The sequence below is a fragment of the Sinomonas sp. P10A9 genome (assembly GCF_041022165.1).
In the GTDB taxonomy this organism is placed as follows: Bacteria; Actinomycetota; Actinomycetes; order Actinomycetales; family Micrococcaceae; genus Sinomonas; species Sinomonas puerhi.
Window position 1 is genome coordinate 1,208,857 of the sequence record NZ_CP163302.1, and the last position, 16,192, is coordinate 1,225,048.

The following is a 16,192-nucleotide window of genomic DNA, read 5'->3' on the forward strand; positions in this document are numbered from 1 at the left end:
GGCGGGCGCGCACCCGCCGTCGTCCGTCTACCCTGGGCAGGGAGTCAGTGGCCGGCGGCGACCGCCTCGAGCTCGCCCTCGGTGGTTTGGGCGCGGGCGGCCTTGACGAGCAGCGTTGCCGCGGCGGCCACGACGAGCGGGACCGCGAGGGCGGCGAAGTAGCCGGACGGGCCGAGCCCCGTGAGCAGCACGCCGCCGAGGGCGGAGCCGACGATCGACCCGAGCCGGCCGACGCCGATGCCCCAGCCGGTCGCCGTCGCCCGCAGCTGGGTGGGACCCGCGTAAAGCACCCGGACTTCATCATTCGGCGTCGAGGCCGAGCGGATGTGCCGCTGGGTCAGTTTCCGGGCCGGGTCGAGCAATCGATCTGCCTTTACGGGTGCTTCACGGTTCATTGCGAAATGAGCTCGTAGCGTTGCGCGCGAAGGGGCTGTCTAAGAATCCATTACGGTCCGTGATCACGACCTCAAACCTACGTCGAGGCAGCCGTGTTTAACAGAGCGATCCTCAACCTGCCCGACTACCAGTCGCCTCAGTCGCGTACTCCGCCTTCGGGATCCGCCGGGGCCGGGCACGAGAGCCACTGGGTTAGAAGTGCCGTTTCGAAGGACCCACAAGCGATTTGATAAGTTTCAGGACGCAATTGCATGAAGTCGTCTTCGCGTAATCGCCTTATGAATCTGGCGACCGACAGCCGCCGCAACTGGGGGTGGGAATGCGTTGCCGATCTGGCGGTATGCGGCCGTCTTGCGGCCATGGATTGTCCAGGTGTCGGGAAAGCCTTGAATTCGTGCAGCCATGCGAACCGTGAGGCGCGGCATTCCTTCAAGATCAGGTTCGGGCGCATCGTCGGCAATAGTGCGCCCCTCGACACCTAGGGCAGCCCATGCGGCGCGTGCGCGGGTCGGCCCGAGGTCCGGGCCTCCGTGCTTTCGGGAGCCGCCTACAAGCGTGGGTGCGATGCTGTTGGCTCTTGCCGCCCAGTCATCCGCTCCCTCCCAGCCCCGAGCCGCCATGAGGTCCTTGAGCAGTTCGCCAACTGTCGGCGGCATTGAGTTGTTCGGAATTGGCCATTCAAATTCGTCGGCCAAGTCCTTTCTAATCCCCACAAATATAACGCGGGGACGAAGTTGCGAGACCCCGAAGTCGGAGGCGTTGAGTAGGCGCCACCCAGGTTTATAGCCAAGCTTGGTTAGCTGAGTTTCGACGTCGTCACGATAGGTATCAAACACTGCATCGAGAAGGCCACGTACGTTTTCGAGCATGACAGCTTTCGGGCGTACCTCATCGACCAGTTCGATCGCCTTGGGAAATAGGTTTCGCTCGTCATCGGCACCGAGTTGCTTTCCCGCCTTGGAAAAGGGAGGGCATGGAACGCCGCCAGCCAATAGCTCGACACCCGCGTAGGGCTTTCCTGACCAGTTCAAGAGGTCTTGTTCTACGACGTTCCACGAAGGGCGATTTAGCCGAAGGGTCTCACATGCCGACTGTTCAATCTCAACAAGGGCCTCGTGCCCGAACCCTGCGACCTCCAGGCCCAGCGCCTGCCCGCCTGCCCCCGCGCAAATCTCTACTGAGGTGAGCTCCGCACTCATGTGTTCCTCCCGTTGGCCTTGTCCCTACACTATCTGGACTGAAGCCTAGGGGGTGGGTACGACATCCCTCGCGTGACCAGCATCTCGGGCGAGCGGCCGCGGGTGGTCTCATCCCACTGACGCGGCCGACATTGCGGTCGCCCCGTTGCGCACCGTGCCGCTCAAGCGGGCCAGAGGCGTCCTCTGGCCCGCCCGGTTGTGGTGCGGTATCAGTTCGCTACCCACTAGGGTTTCGCTCGGCTGCGGGGCAAGGTTGGCGCTGGGACTGTGGCACGCTCGCCCGGCTTCGAGTGTCGCCACCAATTCCCGTCGATCTCGACTCCAAGCCCGGGGTCTGCTGGTACCACTTCGAAGCTGACCAGTTCGCCAGGGTCTGGGGCCTCCGAGCCGAGGGCGACCGCGAGATCTCTTTGGATCCGATAGTCGCCACCCAAAATGAGAATCCCCTCCGAGCGCAGGGCACCCCGTGATCCTCCGTTGTCTCGTACGCGCTTCATGAAGTCGTTCTGCTGAGCGACGGTGGCAATAACGTTCCGGGGAATTCGTTTATCCTTGGCGCTTCGGAACAGCTCGTTTAGCCGTGCCTGTCCGGTTCGTCCGGACATGATCCTGTCAACAACCTGCGGGGCGAGCTGGAGTAGGGTGTTGGGTGGCATTTTGGCGTTCTTGTGCACCCATCTAATCCTTGAACGGCCGAGGGCATTGAGACCTGTCTTCTTGTCTCGATTCACGCTCGTTCTCCGGTTCTGTTCTGCGACCCGCACTACGCCAGCACTCCAGGTCGAACGGTGATCATCCGCCTGAGTGACTAGCACGATCTCATCAAAGCTTTCCATGGGCAGCATCCAAGCGCCGGTATGCGAGTACTTGCAGTCAACCTCATTTCCGGCTATTTTGAAGTCTAAGATATCACCATCCTTGAATTTTAACTCGCGTTGCAGGTTGATCTCTACCAGTGTGCCAAAATGAGTCTTTTCTGTCTTGAATAGTTGCTCAATTTTGTAGCGTCCAGTTCGCTGTCCGTCGTAGAGCTGATCGAATGTCCCTCGAAAGACTCTTGCCATGCGAGACCCATCCGGATCAAGGGCTAGGAGCTCGGCGGTTACGTTCTCCACTTCTTCGTCGATTAGCTCTGTTGAGTCGAATAGCGTCATTGTTCAAGCGTGCTTTCGATATTCGAGCCAGTGCTCCATTCGTTCGTCATGAACTCGGTGGGGTGTCCGAAAAGAACCCCATCCCTGGATCAGCAAAGGTGCCTACAACTAGGGCGCGATCCAGGAAATGGTTGAACTCCTCGCAGCTCGTCTCGGGAAGGAGGGCGCAGCCATGGCAAGCTGCGAGGTTGCAGGAGTCAGGGCCTTGGCCCTTCTCGCCGGCGTCCATGCAGACAGGGTCGGTGGAGCACCATCGGGCATCGCTGATGGCGGAGGCGAAGACCGAGCGGAGGCTGTCGGGCCGTGCCATCCGCACTAGACCTCCCATGGTGCCCTCGGAGTCGCCCGCTGCCGTGTAGATCAGGAGCCCGGCCATCTCGCGGCCCGGTGCCGAGGATACGTAGAGCCGCTCGCGAAGTGACGCTGAGCTGTAGCCGCAGGCAAAGACCAGCTGGTTGATGAGCAGGTGCGCGAGCGTGTGCAGCAGCACGAATCGGGGGCTGAGTTCCCGGGGTTCGAGCCCTCGCTTGGAGGCGACAGCACCGTAGTGGTCGGTGAGCTTCTGCGCTCTGGCCCGGACTTCTGCCCTTGCCTCCCAGGCAGCCAGCCGCAGCGGGTCGAGCTCGAGGTAGATCCCTTCCCCTTTCACGACATAGGCGGGCAACCAGTCCTGTGCCGGGGACAGCGGTTCCCTGCGCAGCAGCGACTTGCCGACGCTCAGTTTGAGGGCCCCATCGCGGACGCGGGTGAAGCCGCGGAGCGCTCGGGTCTCTCGCAGCACGTCGACGGAGCGCACGCGATCGATGTGCAGGCGGAGGTCTGGATGCACCTTTGGATCGGTTGCGGTGAGGTGGTCGTCCTTCGGCGTTTCCCGGATGTGTTGGAACTCCGGGTGCCGCCATTCGTCGTCGCCCGTCAGGACCTCGGAGCCGCTGCCGTCCCCTTGCTCCGGCTGCTCGGCGTCAATGCCGAGAAGGTCCCGGTAGCCCGCCATCAGCTCTTCGTCGGCGATCGGGCCGAACAGTTCCGGCGGCACGTTCTTGAGCAGGTTGTCGCGGAGCACGGTCAGTTCCAGATCGGCGCCGAAGATGCTGTGGAGGGTGCGCATGGTCGTGCTGACTGCTGGGTGCCGCATGAGTTCGTGCATCTCCTCACTGACCGCGCCTTCCTTGAGCGGTAGGTAGATCGATGACTCGACCTTCGGGAAGTACACGTTCCCGGCGGCGCGGAGCGCTCCGCGTACCGGTTCATTGCATGGGCCTTCGAGCTGTGCGAGCCAGGGCCGGGCGCCGGTGCACAGGTATGGACCCCCCTGCTTCAGGAGCCGATCGCTCAGGGTGGTGTGTTCCTCGCCCTGGACGAAGCGGCCCTGTGTGATGCCACGCAGCGAGCGTTCTTCACCGCACCCGTCGCAGGTCACGACCTGCCCTTCGAGGCCCCCGCCACCGCGCGACTTCAACCGCAGTGGACCCCTGCAGGCAGGGCTGTTCGAGCGATGCACCCACTTGTCGAAGGGAAAGTCGTCGAGGTGCCCTCGCGAGCACACGGCGACGAAGGGAACCTGCGACATGCGCGGCTTGTACTTGTTGGCGGCGTGCTCCTTGTCCCTGCACGTCACCTGCTGCTGCATGGTCAGCGTGCTCAGTTCCAGCCGTTTGCAGTATATGCAGAAGCACCAGCGAGGGAAGCGCAGTACCGGGACCGTGAGCTTGACGTTGCGCCGGTCGCTGCCTTGGCCTTGGGGGCGGTAGTCCGGCGGCAGACGGAACTCGGAGACCCCTAGACGGGCCTCCAGGCGCCAGTCGTGTGCTTGGTATTCCTCGAGCGCTAGGGCGCCGGCGTCGTCGACGTCGTACCAGTGGTCGAGCCCTGCCGTCACGACCGAGGTTCCGTTGACGAGGACGCTCATGGCGCCGACACCGAAAGGGGTGACGAGCTGGGCCCGTCGCATGGCACCTGTACTCATAGACTGTCCTCCTCGACTTCGGCGTCCTCTCGGGCGTAGGCCAGGGAGACCGCGAGACGGCACTCGGCATCTACATTGCGCATGCTAGTCGGCACGTCCCAGATCATGGCCTTGCTGTCCAGGTCCGGAAGCGAGCCGGCGAACCGCATCAGGCCCTGCTTGGGATCCCCCCACGGCGGCGGATTCGCCTCCCACGCGGTGCGCTCCCACTCGGACCATTGCCTGGACCGGCTTCCGGCCATGCGTTCCAAGACCGGAAGCTCGCCCGGGTCGACTATCAGAGCACGCTCGCGAAGCAGGTCGATCGCGTGCTCGTACTCCTGCTGGGGGAACGGGTGGGGCAGGGTGTCCGGCGCCACCTGGCGCACGTAGGCGACGGCGGCCGCGTGGAGCGCCCGACGCAGAACCGGTGTGGCGAACGGTGTCACCGAGGTCGGCTCGACCTGTGCGTAGAGCTGCTGGTGGTAGGTTCGGAACCGCTCATAGTGACTGCGATCCCGGGGCTTGGCGGCGCCATAGATAGTGATCACCAGGCCGGGGCTCACGTCTGCCCTACGTCCGATGCGCCCGCTGACCTGGATATACTGCGCGGTCGTCTTCGGCTGGCCGACGATGGTCATCAGCCCGAGCCGATCGATATCGACCCCGACTTCGATGATGTTAGAGGCCAGGCAGATGTCCACGCAGCTGTTCTGGCCATAGCCGACCTGCAGCTGCTCGATGGCCTTGGGGATCTCGTCCGATCGCCGACGCGATGTCAACTCCATGGTGTTCCGCGGCCACCGCGGTTCGATGCCGTCGCGGCGGACCAAACCGGTCAGGTAGTCGGGGATGTCGGATTCGAGAAGTGAGACGGTGTTTCCGAGCTCACGGAGGCTGTTGAGGAAGTTCAGGTTTGTCCAGTAGCCGTCCCGGTCGGATTCAGGGATCCGGGCCGCGCCCTGGAGCGTCGCCGCTGCCACGCGGACCTGGACCGTCTGGGTCGACCCGAGGGATGCGCTCATGATGCCCAAGTAGCGGCGGCCCGGTTCGGGCGAGCCGTCTGGCATGGTGGCCGGTTCGGCGAAGAAGGAATGCCCCTCTTCGAGGCCGTGGGGCGGGAAGAGCGCCACCTTGTCCCGTCCGAAGAGCCCCCTGATCTGGTCCTCGTACCGGCGGACCGTGGCGGTCGAGGCGATGATCTTCGGCGGCACCGGCTGTGCGCCGCGGCGGTCTGTGCAGAGCTCGTCGATGATCGGCTCATAGAGGCCGACCATCGATCCCAGGGGCCCGGAGATCAGATGCAGCTCGTCTTGGATGATGAGGCCTGGCGGGGACACGTCGCGGCTACCGTTGCTCAGGCCGAAGAGACGGTGCGCCATCGGCCGCCATGCCATCATGGCGAACTTGTCGACCGTCCCGATCACGATGGAGGGCCGTACGTCGTAGATGTCCTCGTCGACCACGTGGACGGGTAGACCGGTACGCCTCGAGTAGCGGCATTGCGTATCGACGCACCGGAGAACGACCTTCGGTCCGACCTGTTCGTATCCGATGACGTGCTGGCCGCTCTTGGCCTTGGGCCTGGTGCCCATCTGGGCACCGCACCAGGGACAGCGCAGCAGCAGGAAGAGGTTCTGCTCGTAGGAGTCGCGGCGGAGTTTGCCGAGGGTCTCGACGGCCTTCTTCCAGCTGTTCGGCGTCGAGGTTCCGCCGAGCCAGATGCCGATACCGAAGGGCGACTTGCCGAGCGCGTCCTCGTTGCGGTCACGGATGTCCTCGAGTACGCAGACCAGCGAGGCCGCCCGCAGGAACTGCTGGGCCGTGAGCAGCCGCAGTGTGTAGCGCATCAGGGTGTCCGTGCCCGCGTCGTCGGGGTCTCTTAGACGCCTGGCGAGGAGGCTGATGGCCGAGGCGCCGAGGTAGGCCTCGGTCTTGCCTCCGCCGGTTGGGAAGTAGATCAGGTCGACAAGCGACCGCGTGGGGTGGGCAGTATCCACGAGTTCGGGCAGGCTGGCAAGGATGAAGGCGATCTGGAACGGGCGCCAGGTGCCCTTACCCTCGGGTATGGTCGGCTCCGGGTGGGGCCCCACCGGTCGCAGGACATCGTCCTTCCCTGGCTTGACCTCGCGGAGGGGGAAATTGGATCGGATCTGCTGGTACAGCATGGCCTCATTGGCCCAGCGGAATGCACGGCTGGCTATACCTGTGGACTGGATGAGCTGCCAGCCGGCCTGCATCCGCTTCAGCGCTTCGCGGGCTCGGTCCATGTGCAGGGCGGCCGCCTTTTGGAACCCCGGCAGCAAGTCCGGGATGAGCCCTTCCTGCTTCGTGATCCACTCTCCGTAGAGCCGGAGGATTATCTCCACCTGGTCTCGGCCTTCTTGGGTTCCGTCTGCCAGGGCGGCCATGCTGGCTGTGGCCGTACGGCGGTTCCTGTGGGCGTCGAGGCTGTAGTTCCCGTCGTCGTCGGTCAGGTAAACGTTGGGCGTGATGCTGAGAACCTCATGGGCTGGCATCGCCACGGCCTGCACCCAGGCAGCGTTCGGCGAGCTCTGCTCTAGGCTGGCGCACCATTCTGCCGCGCAGCCATGGCCGATCGCGTAGGTGCGCTTGTTCCGGTAGAGCAATGCGATTGACTGCTCCTCTTCGCCGTGATCCGGCTCTTCCGCCTTCGGATACGGCTCAATCGTGAGTGTTCCTCCTGCGGTGACCGTTAAGCCCATCTGGAAGAGGGCACTGGTCGGCCCTGTGCCCACGACTTGGTTCGCGACTGCGACTGTCACGAGGCGTAGATCCGGGTCGAGGGACCCCGGAACCGGTCGGCTGAACACTTGGGTCGTCGGCGCGATCATGGGATGGTCGGCAAGCGGCTTCGTCGGGACGATCTTGAGCCGATTGGTCTCGTTCACCAGGACGGAACCGGGCACGCTGCCAACGAGTTCGAATGGTTTTCGGAGCCACCAGTCGACCTGCTTCAGACCGGGGATGTGGGCGGTGATCCTCTCATAGTGCGCCCCTGTCACAGACACGCTCAGTGATCCCCCGGTGGGCACCCGGCATTGGAACGAGATGGCCATGGCCGATGGCTTGAAAGTGTTCGCATCGGTCAGATCGAAGTCGTCGGAGTCGGCTTCGTCGAAGTGCAGGACGGTGTTGACCTCGATCGGGGCGCCCGAGGGGTTGTCCTCGCTCTGAGCGATGCCTGGCACGCCTGTGAGGTCCACGTCCTCGCGGCCTTCAGTCTCGATCGCTGTGCCACCGACAGCTGCACCGCTGTAAAGCACACCGATGCCGTATCGGCGAAGCGGATCAGTGGTGCTGAGGATCTCCTCGAGTGAAGTGGCATCGTGGAACTGCCCCCGGCTGGCCTCGACGGAGTCGAAATGGACCGAGCCACTGGAACAGTCGATCGGCTTGCCCGGCGGTTCTTGACCCCGAAGCGGCCCGAAGAGCTCCCTCCTGAGTTCTGCCTCGACGATGCTGCGGGCTTCCAACCCGGTCATGGATGACCTCCAAATGCTGCCCGGAGGGTCCCGGACTCGATCAGTGCGAATAGGCGGTCGGTCGCTCTGGTGAGGCCGACGTAGAGCAGGGATTCGTAGTTGGGAACGTCGCGGTCCATGTCGGTGATGATCACCGCGGGCGCATCCAAGCCCTTGAATGCCTGAATGGTGCTGTAGGCGAGCTGGCCTCTGCGCGGCGGGCCCCCGTCGGCAGGTCGGAGCACTTGCCGCAGCCACGGGTCCGGGGTGGTCTCGGCGGTTGAGCTGCTCCCGAGCGGGCTCAGCACGACGATCTCGTCCAGTTCGAATCCCTCGTCCCTGAGGCTGCGTACCGCCTTGACCAGCTGGGCCGACTGGTCCCGGCGCGATGCGTATGGCAGGACGCTGGGGTCGACACCGTCGTCGGGGCGTCTGAACTGGCCCTTCTGATAGCCAGGCTCGAGCTTGCTGAGCAGATTCACCTGGAAGCCAATGCGCGGCAGGTTTCGGCAGTTGAGGAACAGCCTGTAGGAGGTCATCGAGGGAACGCGTGCGCGGAGCCTTTCTCTCCCTTGTTCGTTCCCATAGATGGCCTGGCGTTCAAAGTCCCCGAATAGCAGGACGCGGCCCTCCTTGAGGCCGCCGGAGACCATCAGGTCGAGGACGTCGAGGTAGGGCTCGGTGGCAAGGTCCTGGATCTCGTCGACAGCGAGGAAATCGTTCGTGAGCCCGTCGCCTCCCTCGACCAGTGCCTCCATCGCTCGTTCGGGCAGTTCCCGTTCCCAGAACGACTGGTCGGCTCCATCGGGTGCCTTGGAGAGTCCGGCGAGATGGAGGAGCTCTTGGTGGAAGGTTCCTACCCTTAGATGCTCAACATCGGACATGTCTGCGGAGAGACGCTTCCCCAGGAACCTGTTGAAGCAGAGCAGGCGCCCGCGCCTGCCCATGGCCACTTCGCGGCGGGCGGCCTCCATGGCAAGGAAGGTCTTGCCGCATCCCGCTGGTCCGGAGAAGAGCACCGCCCTGTTCTCGGCCACGGCGTCCAGTGCCTGGTACTGCTCCTCGACGAATGCGACGAGCTCGGAGCTCCTCGCCCGGCGCCGGTCGCCAGGGACGGTCGCCAACTCGAATCGGGGACGAAGGGTGGATCCGATCCGTTCTGCTTCTGTCCTGTCAGGGCCGAGGCCTCCGTAGGAGAAGTACTTGATCTTCTCGTTGAGGTGCTTGGTTCCCGCCTCGAGGGTCCGCGTGACTGCTGCAGGGGCTGCCCTGAGGTCCTCGGAGTCGAGAACTTGCCAGGCATGCCATTCCGGGTCTTCGGGCAGCATCGTGCGAGCGCGGATGCTGGTGAACCACACGGCGTACAGCAGGGGGACCGAGCGCAGGTCGACGTGCTTCCTCTCGAGGAAGTTCCGCAGACTGTGCATGCATTCCCTGACCTGCTGGAAGGGGCCACGCGTCGTCGGTGCGTCGTTGCCGAGCTTCCACCGGCCGTCGGCACGACGATGGATACTCTGGTGTGACTTGACCTCTATAACGAGCACGCCGTGCTCGGGTACGATGACCACGAAGTCGGCCTCGCCTTCCACCTGCCGCACGTGGTCTGCGATGCCCAGCGAGTGCAGCACGATCCAGTCGGCTGTCTCGCTGCTGGAACTCAGCGCGGCGTAGAGGGCCCTCTCGCCCGGCGGTGCGTCGTTAGGGCAGTAGGCGGGCATCATTCGAGCCATTGCCCGCTCCGATCTTCAAAGGGGACCCTTGCCTCGTGACGGGGGACGATCTCAGTGTGCGGAGAAACGGCGATGACCCGAGCCGCCAGGATGCTACGGAAGCCGACCGTCTTCATGTCGAGGCTGAGATGTCCTTCGTGCTCGAGCGCAGTGAGGTCGGCTGCGGAGACTGTCGTCTCGAGTTGCTCTCGGATCTGGGCGCTCGCCCTGTGGATCTCGCGCCGGAGCGAAGTCGCGTTACCGAAGGTCGGCTGGACGGGCAGGTCGAGCCACTGCAGCAGCCTCTCGAAGTCCTGGTCGCTCTGTGGGCGGACGAGGTTCGGCTCCCTCCATGCGCGGGCCCTGTCGGCCGTCTTCACCCCTGCATTCCGGAGCCCGCGTTCCACCGCCCAGTGCCCCCGCTGGCTCAGGCGGGTCTGCAGGCGCTGCTTCCACGCTCGCTGGGTCGTGTCGATCTCAGAAGCACGATCGCCCAGGCGGGCCAGCGCGGCTTGGTGCAGCGCCCGGTGTTCTGTCTCGCCTTCACGGAGGAGCAGATAGGTCCCGGGGCGGACTGCTGCCACGTCTACATAGACCACTCGTTCACCGCGGGGCAGCCGTGGGTCCAGGGCCCGTATACGCTCGCCGTCGTCGAGCCACAGTGCACGGTGCCCGCTTAGGAGGAGCTTGCGGGCCTCCACTTCGTCGCTCGAGGGCTCCCTGGAAGCGGACTGGTGGGTGCCCCAGACAGGCTGCGGTAGGAACTCCTCGAGCTCCTCGTCCTCGGCGGGGGACTCCGGTTCCGTCACGTCCCCCTCGGTGAAGACGCGAGACCTTATGCGAATTGCTCCCTCGGCGTACGGGGCGAGGACGGACTGTGGAACTTGCCTGTAAGTGAACCATGCAGGAATCAGGAAACTCACGGCGTCCGTCACCGGTGCAGTGACAAGCGAAGAACTGAAGAAGCACGGGGGACCCACGGCGTACGATTGTCCGACGTCGGGCGGTGTGCGCTTGAGCCCGCTGAGGGTCAGCACACTGACTCCCTGGGGTCGGAGCCATTCGTCCATCGCGGCACCGGCCGAAGCGCTGCCGGCGACCACGACACAGTCGCTGGCTCCGACTTCCTGGATTGAGCGCAGCAGGACAGGACCGAGCACGGGGTCCTGTTCGCAGACTCTTTCAGCGGCCGCGGACAGCTCATCGAGCAGCGCATTGTTCGCCACAGCGCCGCGCAGACGGCGTGTCTGACGGATGACCTCTTCAGCTCCCTCTCGGAGGGCGGGATTGAACTCGATTGGCTGAGGATGGCTCATGAGCCGCCATCGGAGTGCTCTGGCTGAGCCCAGCAGGTCCTCCCATAGCCCTGGGCCATCTTCCTGCACGGTCCGCATGAGCAGGCGGACCGCCGCGTTCAGCTGCGAACCGACGGGGTCCCCGACCGCTAGGATCTCCACCCCGTAGCGCAGGAGGGACGAAGAGGCAGCATACCGCCGGGCGAGGGCGTCAACGCGGCTCATAGCGGCACCGTGAATGCCAGGGCCTCGATGCCCAACGGGGCAGGCCAGACGAGGTCTTGTAGGAGTGAGACGGGTTCCCCGCGACTATTCCGCAGCTGCACGAGGATCTCGGAGGCTGTCTCGTCTGCCACGGAGCGGTCGAGGACGCAGATCACGAGCGGGGTTTCGATGCTTTGGAGGTATTTGACCGCGGCGGATCCGTCGAGGATGACGGCGCGCACTTCTTGGGGGAGTGGGATCTGCTCGGCCAGATGGGCTGATGTGTAGGTTCGCGTGAAACAAGTCCCAAGCTTTGCGGTGTCGGGCAGGAGGAGGTCATGGATCGGCGTCGGGGACATGCCGTCACCATCGCGGCCCAGACGGGCGTCGAAGTCCTCTTGCAGCCACGTGATGGTGCCGACGATCGCGAGATCCGCTGCCGGGGCCGCAAGGCGCGCATCCCAGTCTTCGTCGAGGTGGGCCCATTGGCCCACACTTCCCGGCTCGGGCCGAGGAGTCCTCCCCCACACCTCCAGCTCGGGCACTACGGCAAGCGCGCTGAAGCGATCGACAGGCCAGATCGATCCGGCGACTTGAACGCGGGGAGGACTTGTCGACTCGTCCAGAGACCAGAAAGGGCCAGTGATGATCTGACGTCCGTTCACGGCGCGAACGGGCGTGCCAGGCACAATCGAGCGAAGTGTTTCCACGGGGTCGGGGAGCATCGGTGCCTTGGATGCCATGACCCATCCGCAGCCGATCAAGGCAGCCGCAAAGTCTCGCCCCGGAACGGAAACACCGACGACCAGCTGACGTTCGGGGAGGTCGGCGATGAAGTGTGCAGCCCTGGACCCCAGTAATAGCAGCCGACCGATCCAATCAGCAGCCCTGCCGTGTCCATGGGAGCCATCAGCGAGCGTCAACCTCGGCACAGCCATCGTCACCCCCACCTTTGGACTCATCCAGCTGATTCCTCTTGCGCCAATGCCCAAGATTCGCACGCCCTTCTCACACTTTAGGGCGAGAAGGACACGACAACGCATCCCACGAGCCTGGCACCCGCCCCCGAGCGGGGGGTCGCCTCGATTCTTGCACCAACCGGGGCAGTGCTGTTCTGGCCTCGGCATAGGGTGCAGGGGCACAAGATCTGGTGGTGGCTCAACCAATCGGTGCTCGCAACGGCCTCACCATCGTCTGGAGGTAGGCGGATCGGGCGGGCTCGCCGTGCGGCCCCCACATTTCGCTGCCACAGCCAAGTCAGGGGCGTCGCGCCAGGGCACGACGCCGCTAGCGGTTCCCGCACCTCGCGCTGCGGGTCGCGAGCATCGACCAAGCCGCAGCGACCCTCGAGAGCCGCGGCGTCGCCGTCGAACGCACGCCCGACGGCGCGCGCCTCACCGACCCGGACGGCCTAGGCATCCTGCTGAGCGCGTAGCAGCCGTCACCAACCGCCGCGCGTGGGCGTGTGCCCCTTTCGGGCGTCGTCGGGCATGGCCATCTCGGCCCGCAGGCCCAGGAGCCGGATGGGGCGGCCGGGCTCGATCTCGGCCGCGAGGCCCAGGGCCCGGGCGAGGATGTCGTCCCGGTCGGAGGTGTCGGGAATCTTCCTCGCGTGGGTCTTGGTGACGAACGGGGCGTACCGGACCTTGAGGGTCAGGCCGACTACGGGCCGTCCTTCGGCGGCGACATCCTCGAGCACGCGCGCTGTCAGCTCCCTCAGGGCCTCATCCACCTGGGCAGGCTCGGTCAGGTCGCGCTGGAAAGTGGTCTCGCGGCTGTGCCCGTGGGCAACCCACGGCGTGTCGTCCGCAACGCTGGTGCCGTCCCCGCGCCCGAGCTGCGCATACCAAGGACCCATCCTCGGACCGAACTCCAGGACGAGGACCTGGGGATTGGACGCGGCGAGCTCGGCGACCGTGCTGATGCCGAGTTTCGCCAGCCGGCCCGAGACCTTCGGTCCGACGCCCCACAGGTCCCTGGTGGGCCGGCTGCCCATGACGTCGAGCCAGTTCCCGGCCGTGAGACGGAAGACGCCGGCCGGCTTGCCGAAGCCCGTGGCGACCTTGGCCCGGACCAGCGTGTCGCCGATGCCCACGCTGCAATGCAGCCGCGTCCGCTCCAGGACGGCGGCTTGGATCTGCCGGGCGTAGGCCTCCGGATCCTCCGTCTCAATGCCCACGAACGCCTCGTCCCAGCCGAGGACCTGCACAACGGCGCCGCGCTGTGCGCGCAGGGTGGCCATCACCTCCTCAGACGCCGCGAGGTAGGCCTCCTGGTCCACGGGCAGGATCACCGCGTCGGGCACCTTCCGGGCCGCGACACGCAAGGGCATTCCCGAACCCACCCCGAAAGCCCGGGCCTCGTAGGACGCCGTCGAGACCACAGCTCGTTCCGTGGGGTCGCCGCGGCCGCCGACGATGATCGGCTTGCCCGCAAGCTCCGGCCGCCGCAGCACCTCGACCGCCGCGATGAACTGGTCGAGGTCCACGTGCAGCACCCACCGGATTGCGCTCACCCCACCAGTTTGCCCGAAAGAACACCAGCGCCCTGGGCCTCGGCGGGGAACGTCACCGTACGTCCATGAGGGCGAGCAGCGCGTCGGCGACCTCGGCCGGCCGGGTGAGGATCGACGCGTGGCTCCCGCCGATCTCCGTGAACGTGCGGCCGGGCAGGCGCTCGGCGAAGGGCGGAGGCCAGGGTGCATCGGCCGCGACCATTGCCAGGTCCTCCCGCGAGCCGACATAGGCGAGCGGCACGCCGAGCGCCGCATAGTCGACGTCGGCCGCCGGGTCCGTGAGCGTGGCGAACGGGTGCGGGGTCAGGAGGCTGTGGACGAGCTCCTGGACTTCGGCCACGGCGTCCTGCATGAACACGGCCTTCCAGAGCTCGAGCGGCACCGTCGTCGTGTTGTCCACCGAGGCGGCGGCGCGCTGCGCGTACATGGCGGCCGCGCGCTCGGGGATGAGCGAGACCATAGACTCGCCGGCCAGGGGCACGAACGCGTTGATGTAGACGAGCCGCACGATCCTGTCTGCCAGGCGCGGCGCGGCGGCCGAAAGGAGGAATCCTCCCCAGCTGTGCCCGACGAGGGCCACGTTCCGGAGGTCGTGCCGCTCGACGTACGCGACGAGCGCGTCCACGGCGTCCGCGAGCCCGACGCCGGTCGGGTCGTCGCCCGGGGCGAGACCCGGCGACGTCGGCGCGTGCACGGCGTGCCCCGCAGCCTCGAGCCTCGCCGCGGCGGGCCGCCACCCCCAGCCTCCATGCCACGCGCCGTGCACCAGGACGAACGTCTCGGCCGTGTCGGGAGCACCCATGTCGGGAGCCTAGCCCCGCGGCGCGCGCGGTGAGAATGGGCGGCGCGGGCTTCGGTAGAGTCCTGACATGCAGCCCACCGCCGCCAGCCTCGCCGACGCCCTGCCCGAGGGGAGGGTTCTGACGGCGGAGGCCTCGTTCGCCGGGTACCTCCACGACGAGGGGGAGTGGGCCATCTACGGGACGCCACACGCCGTCGTCCGGCCGGAGTCCGCCGAGGAGGTGGCCGCGGTGGTGCGCTGGTGCGTGGAGACAGGCACGCCGCTCGTGCCGCGCGGCGCGGGGACCGGACTCTCGGGTGGGGCCAACGCGATCGAGGGCTGCGTCATCGTCTCGTTCGAGCGGATGAACGCGGTCCTCGAGGTCAACGAGGCCGAGCGCTGGGCACGCGTCCAGCCGGGCGTGGTCAACGACGACCTGCGCGCCCACGTCGCGCGGCACGGCCTCTGGTACCCGCCGGACCCGGCTTCGTCGCCGTGGTCCACGATCGGCGGCAACGTCGCGACCAACGCGGGCGGGATGTGCTGCGTCAAGTACGGCGTGACCCGCGACTACGTCCTGGAGCTCGAGGTCGTGACCGGCACGGGGGAGATCACGAGGCTCGGCCATCGGACAGCCAAGGGCGTTGCCGGGTATGACCTCGCGGGTCTGATCGTGGGCTCGGAGGGGACGCTCGCCGTCGTGACCGAGATCGTGGTGCGGCTGCGGCCCCTGCCGCCAGCGCCCATCACGGTGGCGGGGATGTTCGACTCGCTCGTGGACGCGGGGCGGGCCGTCGCGCTCGTCGCAGAATCCGGGATCAGCCCGTCCGTGCTCGAGCTCGTGGACCATCACTGCCTCAAGGCCGTGGACGACTGGAAGCACATGGGCCTCTCCACTGACGCGAACGCCGTGCTCATCGGCCGCACCGATGCCCCCGGCGAGCAGGGAGCGTTCGAGGCTGCCGAGCTGGCGCGCTGCTTCGAGGAGGCCGGGGCGAGTGTCGCCGCCGTCTCCGCCGACGAGCAGGAATCCGAGGCGCTGTACGCCGCCCGCCGACTCGCCTACCCGGCCCTCGAGCGGCTGGGACCAGTCCTCACCGAGGACGTCTGCGTTCCCAAGGCCAAGGTCCCCGAGGTCCTCGCCCGAATCGAGGAGATTGCCGCTGCCCACAGCGTGCTCATCGCCAACATCGCCCACGCCGGGGACGGCAACCTCCACCCGCTCATCATCACGACGCCCGGCGACGATGCGGCCAAAGCCCGGGCGCATGAGGCCTTCACCGAGATCATCGACGCCGCTCTCGCTGCCGGCGGGACGGTGAGCGGCGAGCATGGCGTCGGGACCCTCAAGCTCGACGGGCTACGCAAGGAGCTCTCGCCCGTCAGCCTGGCTCTGCACCACGCCGTGAAGAACGCGCTGGACCCGCACGGCATCCTCAACCCAGGCCGGGCGATCCCGCCGCTTGGCATCGTCATCCTGCAAGCGCGCGAGCCCTACTGAGGAGAACG

Annotated in this window: 11 protein-coding genes; 1 reads left to right on the forward strand and 10 read right to left on the reverse strand. The window is 66.0% G+C overall.

Annotation, left to right across the window (positions count from 1 at the left end):
- Positions 1-44: 44 nt before the first annotated feature.
- From AB5L97_RS05555 to AB5L97_RS05600, 10 genes are all read right to left on the reverse strand, one after another.
- Positions 45-395, reverse strand: a complete 351-nt coding sequence (locus AB5L97_RS05555; RefSeq protein ID WP_369046790.1) for a hypothetical protein — start codon at positions 393-395, stop codon at positions 45-47.
- Between the two features lie 237 nt (positions 396-632).
- Positions 633-1,595 carry a DNA cytosine methyltransferase gene (locus AB5L97_RS05560; RefSeq protein WP_369046791.1) on the reverse strand — a complete coding sequence of 321 codons (963 nt, stop codon included), beginning with the start codon at positions 1,593-1,595 and terminating at the stop codon, positions 633-635.
- 224 nt (positions 1,596-1,819) lie between these two features.
- The gene (locus AB5L97_RS05565) at positions 1,820-2,749 is read right to left on the reverse strand and encodes a NaeI family type II restriction endonuclease (RefSeq protein ID WP_369046792.1); all 930 of its coding nucleotides are present in this window, start codon (positions 2,747-2,749) and stop codon (positions 1,820-1,822) included.
- Between the two features lie 46 nt (positions 2,750-2,795).
- Positions 2,796-4,715 (reverse strand): DrmB family protein, encoded by a 1,920-nt coding sequence (gene drmB / locus AB5L97_RS05570; protein ID WP_369046793.1) that lies wholly within the window; start codon positions 4,713-4,715, stop codon positions 2,796-2,798.
- A complete protein-coding gene (locus AB5L97_RS05575) occupies positions 4,712-8,200 on the reverse strand; it encodes a helicase-related protein (protein WP_369046794.1) in 3,489 nt (1,162 codons plus the stop codon). Before AB5L97_RS05575 ends, drmB begins: the two co-directional genes overlap by 4 nt.
- The gene (locus AB5L97_RS05580; protein ID WP_369046795.1) at positions 8,197-9,909 is read right to left on the reverse strand and encodes a nuclease-related domain-containing DEAD/DEAH box helicase; all 1,713 of its coding nucleotides are present in this window, start codon (positions 9,907-9,909) and stop codon (positions 8,197-8,199) included. Before AB5L97_RS05580 ends, AB5L97_RS05575 begins: the two co-directional genes overlap by 4 nt.
- Positions 9,897-11,408 carry a hypothetical protein gene (locus AB5L97_RS05585; RefSeq protein ID WP_369046796.1) on the reverse strand — a complete coding sequence of 504 codons (1,512 nt, stop codon included), beginning with the start codon at positions 11,406-11,408 and terminating at the stop codon, positions 9,897-9,899. Before AB5L97_RS05585 ends, AB5L97_RS05580 begins: the two co-directional genes overlap by 13 nt.
- Positions 11,405-11,932, reverse strand: coding sequence for a hypothetical protein (locus tag AB5L97_RS05590; protein WP_369046797.1), 528 nt, complete (start codon positions 11,930-11,932; stop codon positions 11,405-11,407). Before AB5L97_RS05590 ends, AB5L97_RS05585 begins: the two co-directional genes overlap by 4 nt.
- Positions 11,933-12,828: 896 nt before the next feature.
- On the reverse strand, positions 12,829-13,884 hold the full coding sequence (locus AB5L97_RS05595) for a DNA polymerase IV (protein ID WP_369047364.1): 1,056 nt from the start codon (positions 13,882-13,884) through the stop codon (positions 12,829-12,831).
- 70 nt (positions 13,885-13,954) lie between these two features.
- Complete coding sequence (locus AB5L97_RS05600; RefSeq protein ID WP_369046798.1) at positions 13,955-14,704, reverse strand: alpha/beta fold hydrolase; 750 nt, start codon at positions 14,702-14,704, stop codon at positions 13,955-13,957.
- Positions 14,705-14,771: 67 nt separating this feature from the next.
- Here AB5L97_RS05600 and AB5L97_RS05605 point away from each other — a divergent pair, with 67 nt between their 5' ends.
- Positions 14,772-16,184 carry an FAD-binding oxidoreductase gene (locus tag AB5L97_RS05605; RefSeq protein ID WP_369046799.1) on the forward strand — a complete coding sequence of 471 codons (1,413 nt, stop codon included), beginning with the start codon at positions 14,772-14,774 and terminating at the stop codon, positions 16,182-16,184.
- The last annotated feature ends 8 nt before the right edge of the window (positions 16,185-16,192 follow it).

Bases quoted from the DNA above. Each gene is read 5' to 3' on its own strand.
- drmB (WP_369046793.1), bottom strand. From the start codon at position 4,715: ATGAGTACAGGTGCCATGCGACGGGCCCAGCTCGTCACCCCTTTCGGT.
- AB5L97_RS05580 (WP_369046795.1), bottom strand. From the start codon at position 9,909: ATGGCTCGAATGATGCCCGCCTACTGCCCTAACGACGCACCGCCGGGC.
- AB5L97_RS05555 (WP_369046790.1), bottom strand. From the start codon at position 395: ATGAACCGTGAAGCACCCGTAAAGGCAGATCGATTGCTCGACCCGGCC.
- AB5L97_RS05600 (WP_369046798.1), bottom strand. From the start codon at position 14,704: ATGGGTGCTCCCGACACGGCCGAGACGTTCGTCCTGGTGCACGGCGCG.
- AB5L97_RS05585 (WP_369046796.1), bottom strand. From the start codon at position 11,408: ATGAGCCGCGTTGACGCCCTCGCCCGGCGGTATGCTGCCTCTTCGTCC.
- AB5L97_RS05565 (WP_369046792.1), bottom strand. From the start codon at position 2,749: ATGACGCTATTCGACTCAACAGAGCTAATCGACGAAGAAGTGGAGAAC.
- AB5L97_RS05605 (WP_369046799.1), top strand. From the start codon at position 14,772: ATGCAGCCCACCGCCGCCAGCCTCGCCGACGCCCTGCCCGAGGGGAGG.
- AB5L97_RS05560 (WP_369046791.1), bottom strand. From the start codon at position 1,595: ATGAGTGCGGAGCTCACCTCAGTAGAGATTTGCGCGGGGGCAGGCGGG.
- AB5L97_RS05575 (WP_369046794.1), bottom strand. From the start codon at position 8,200: ATGACCGGGTTGGAAGCCCGCAGCATCGTCGAGGCAGAACTCAGGAGG.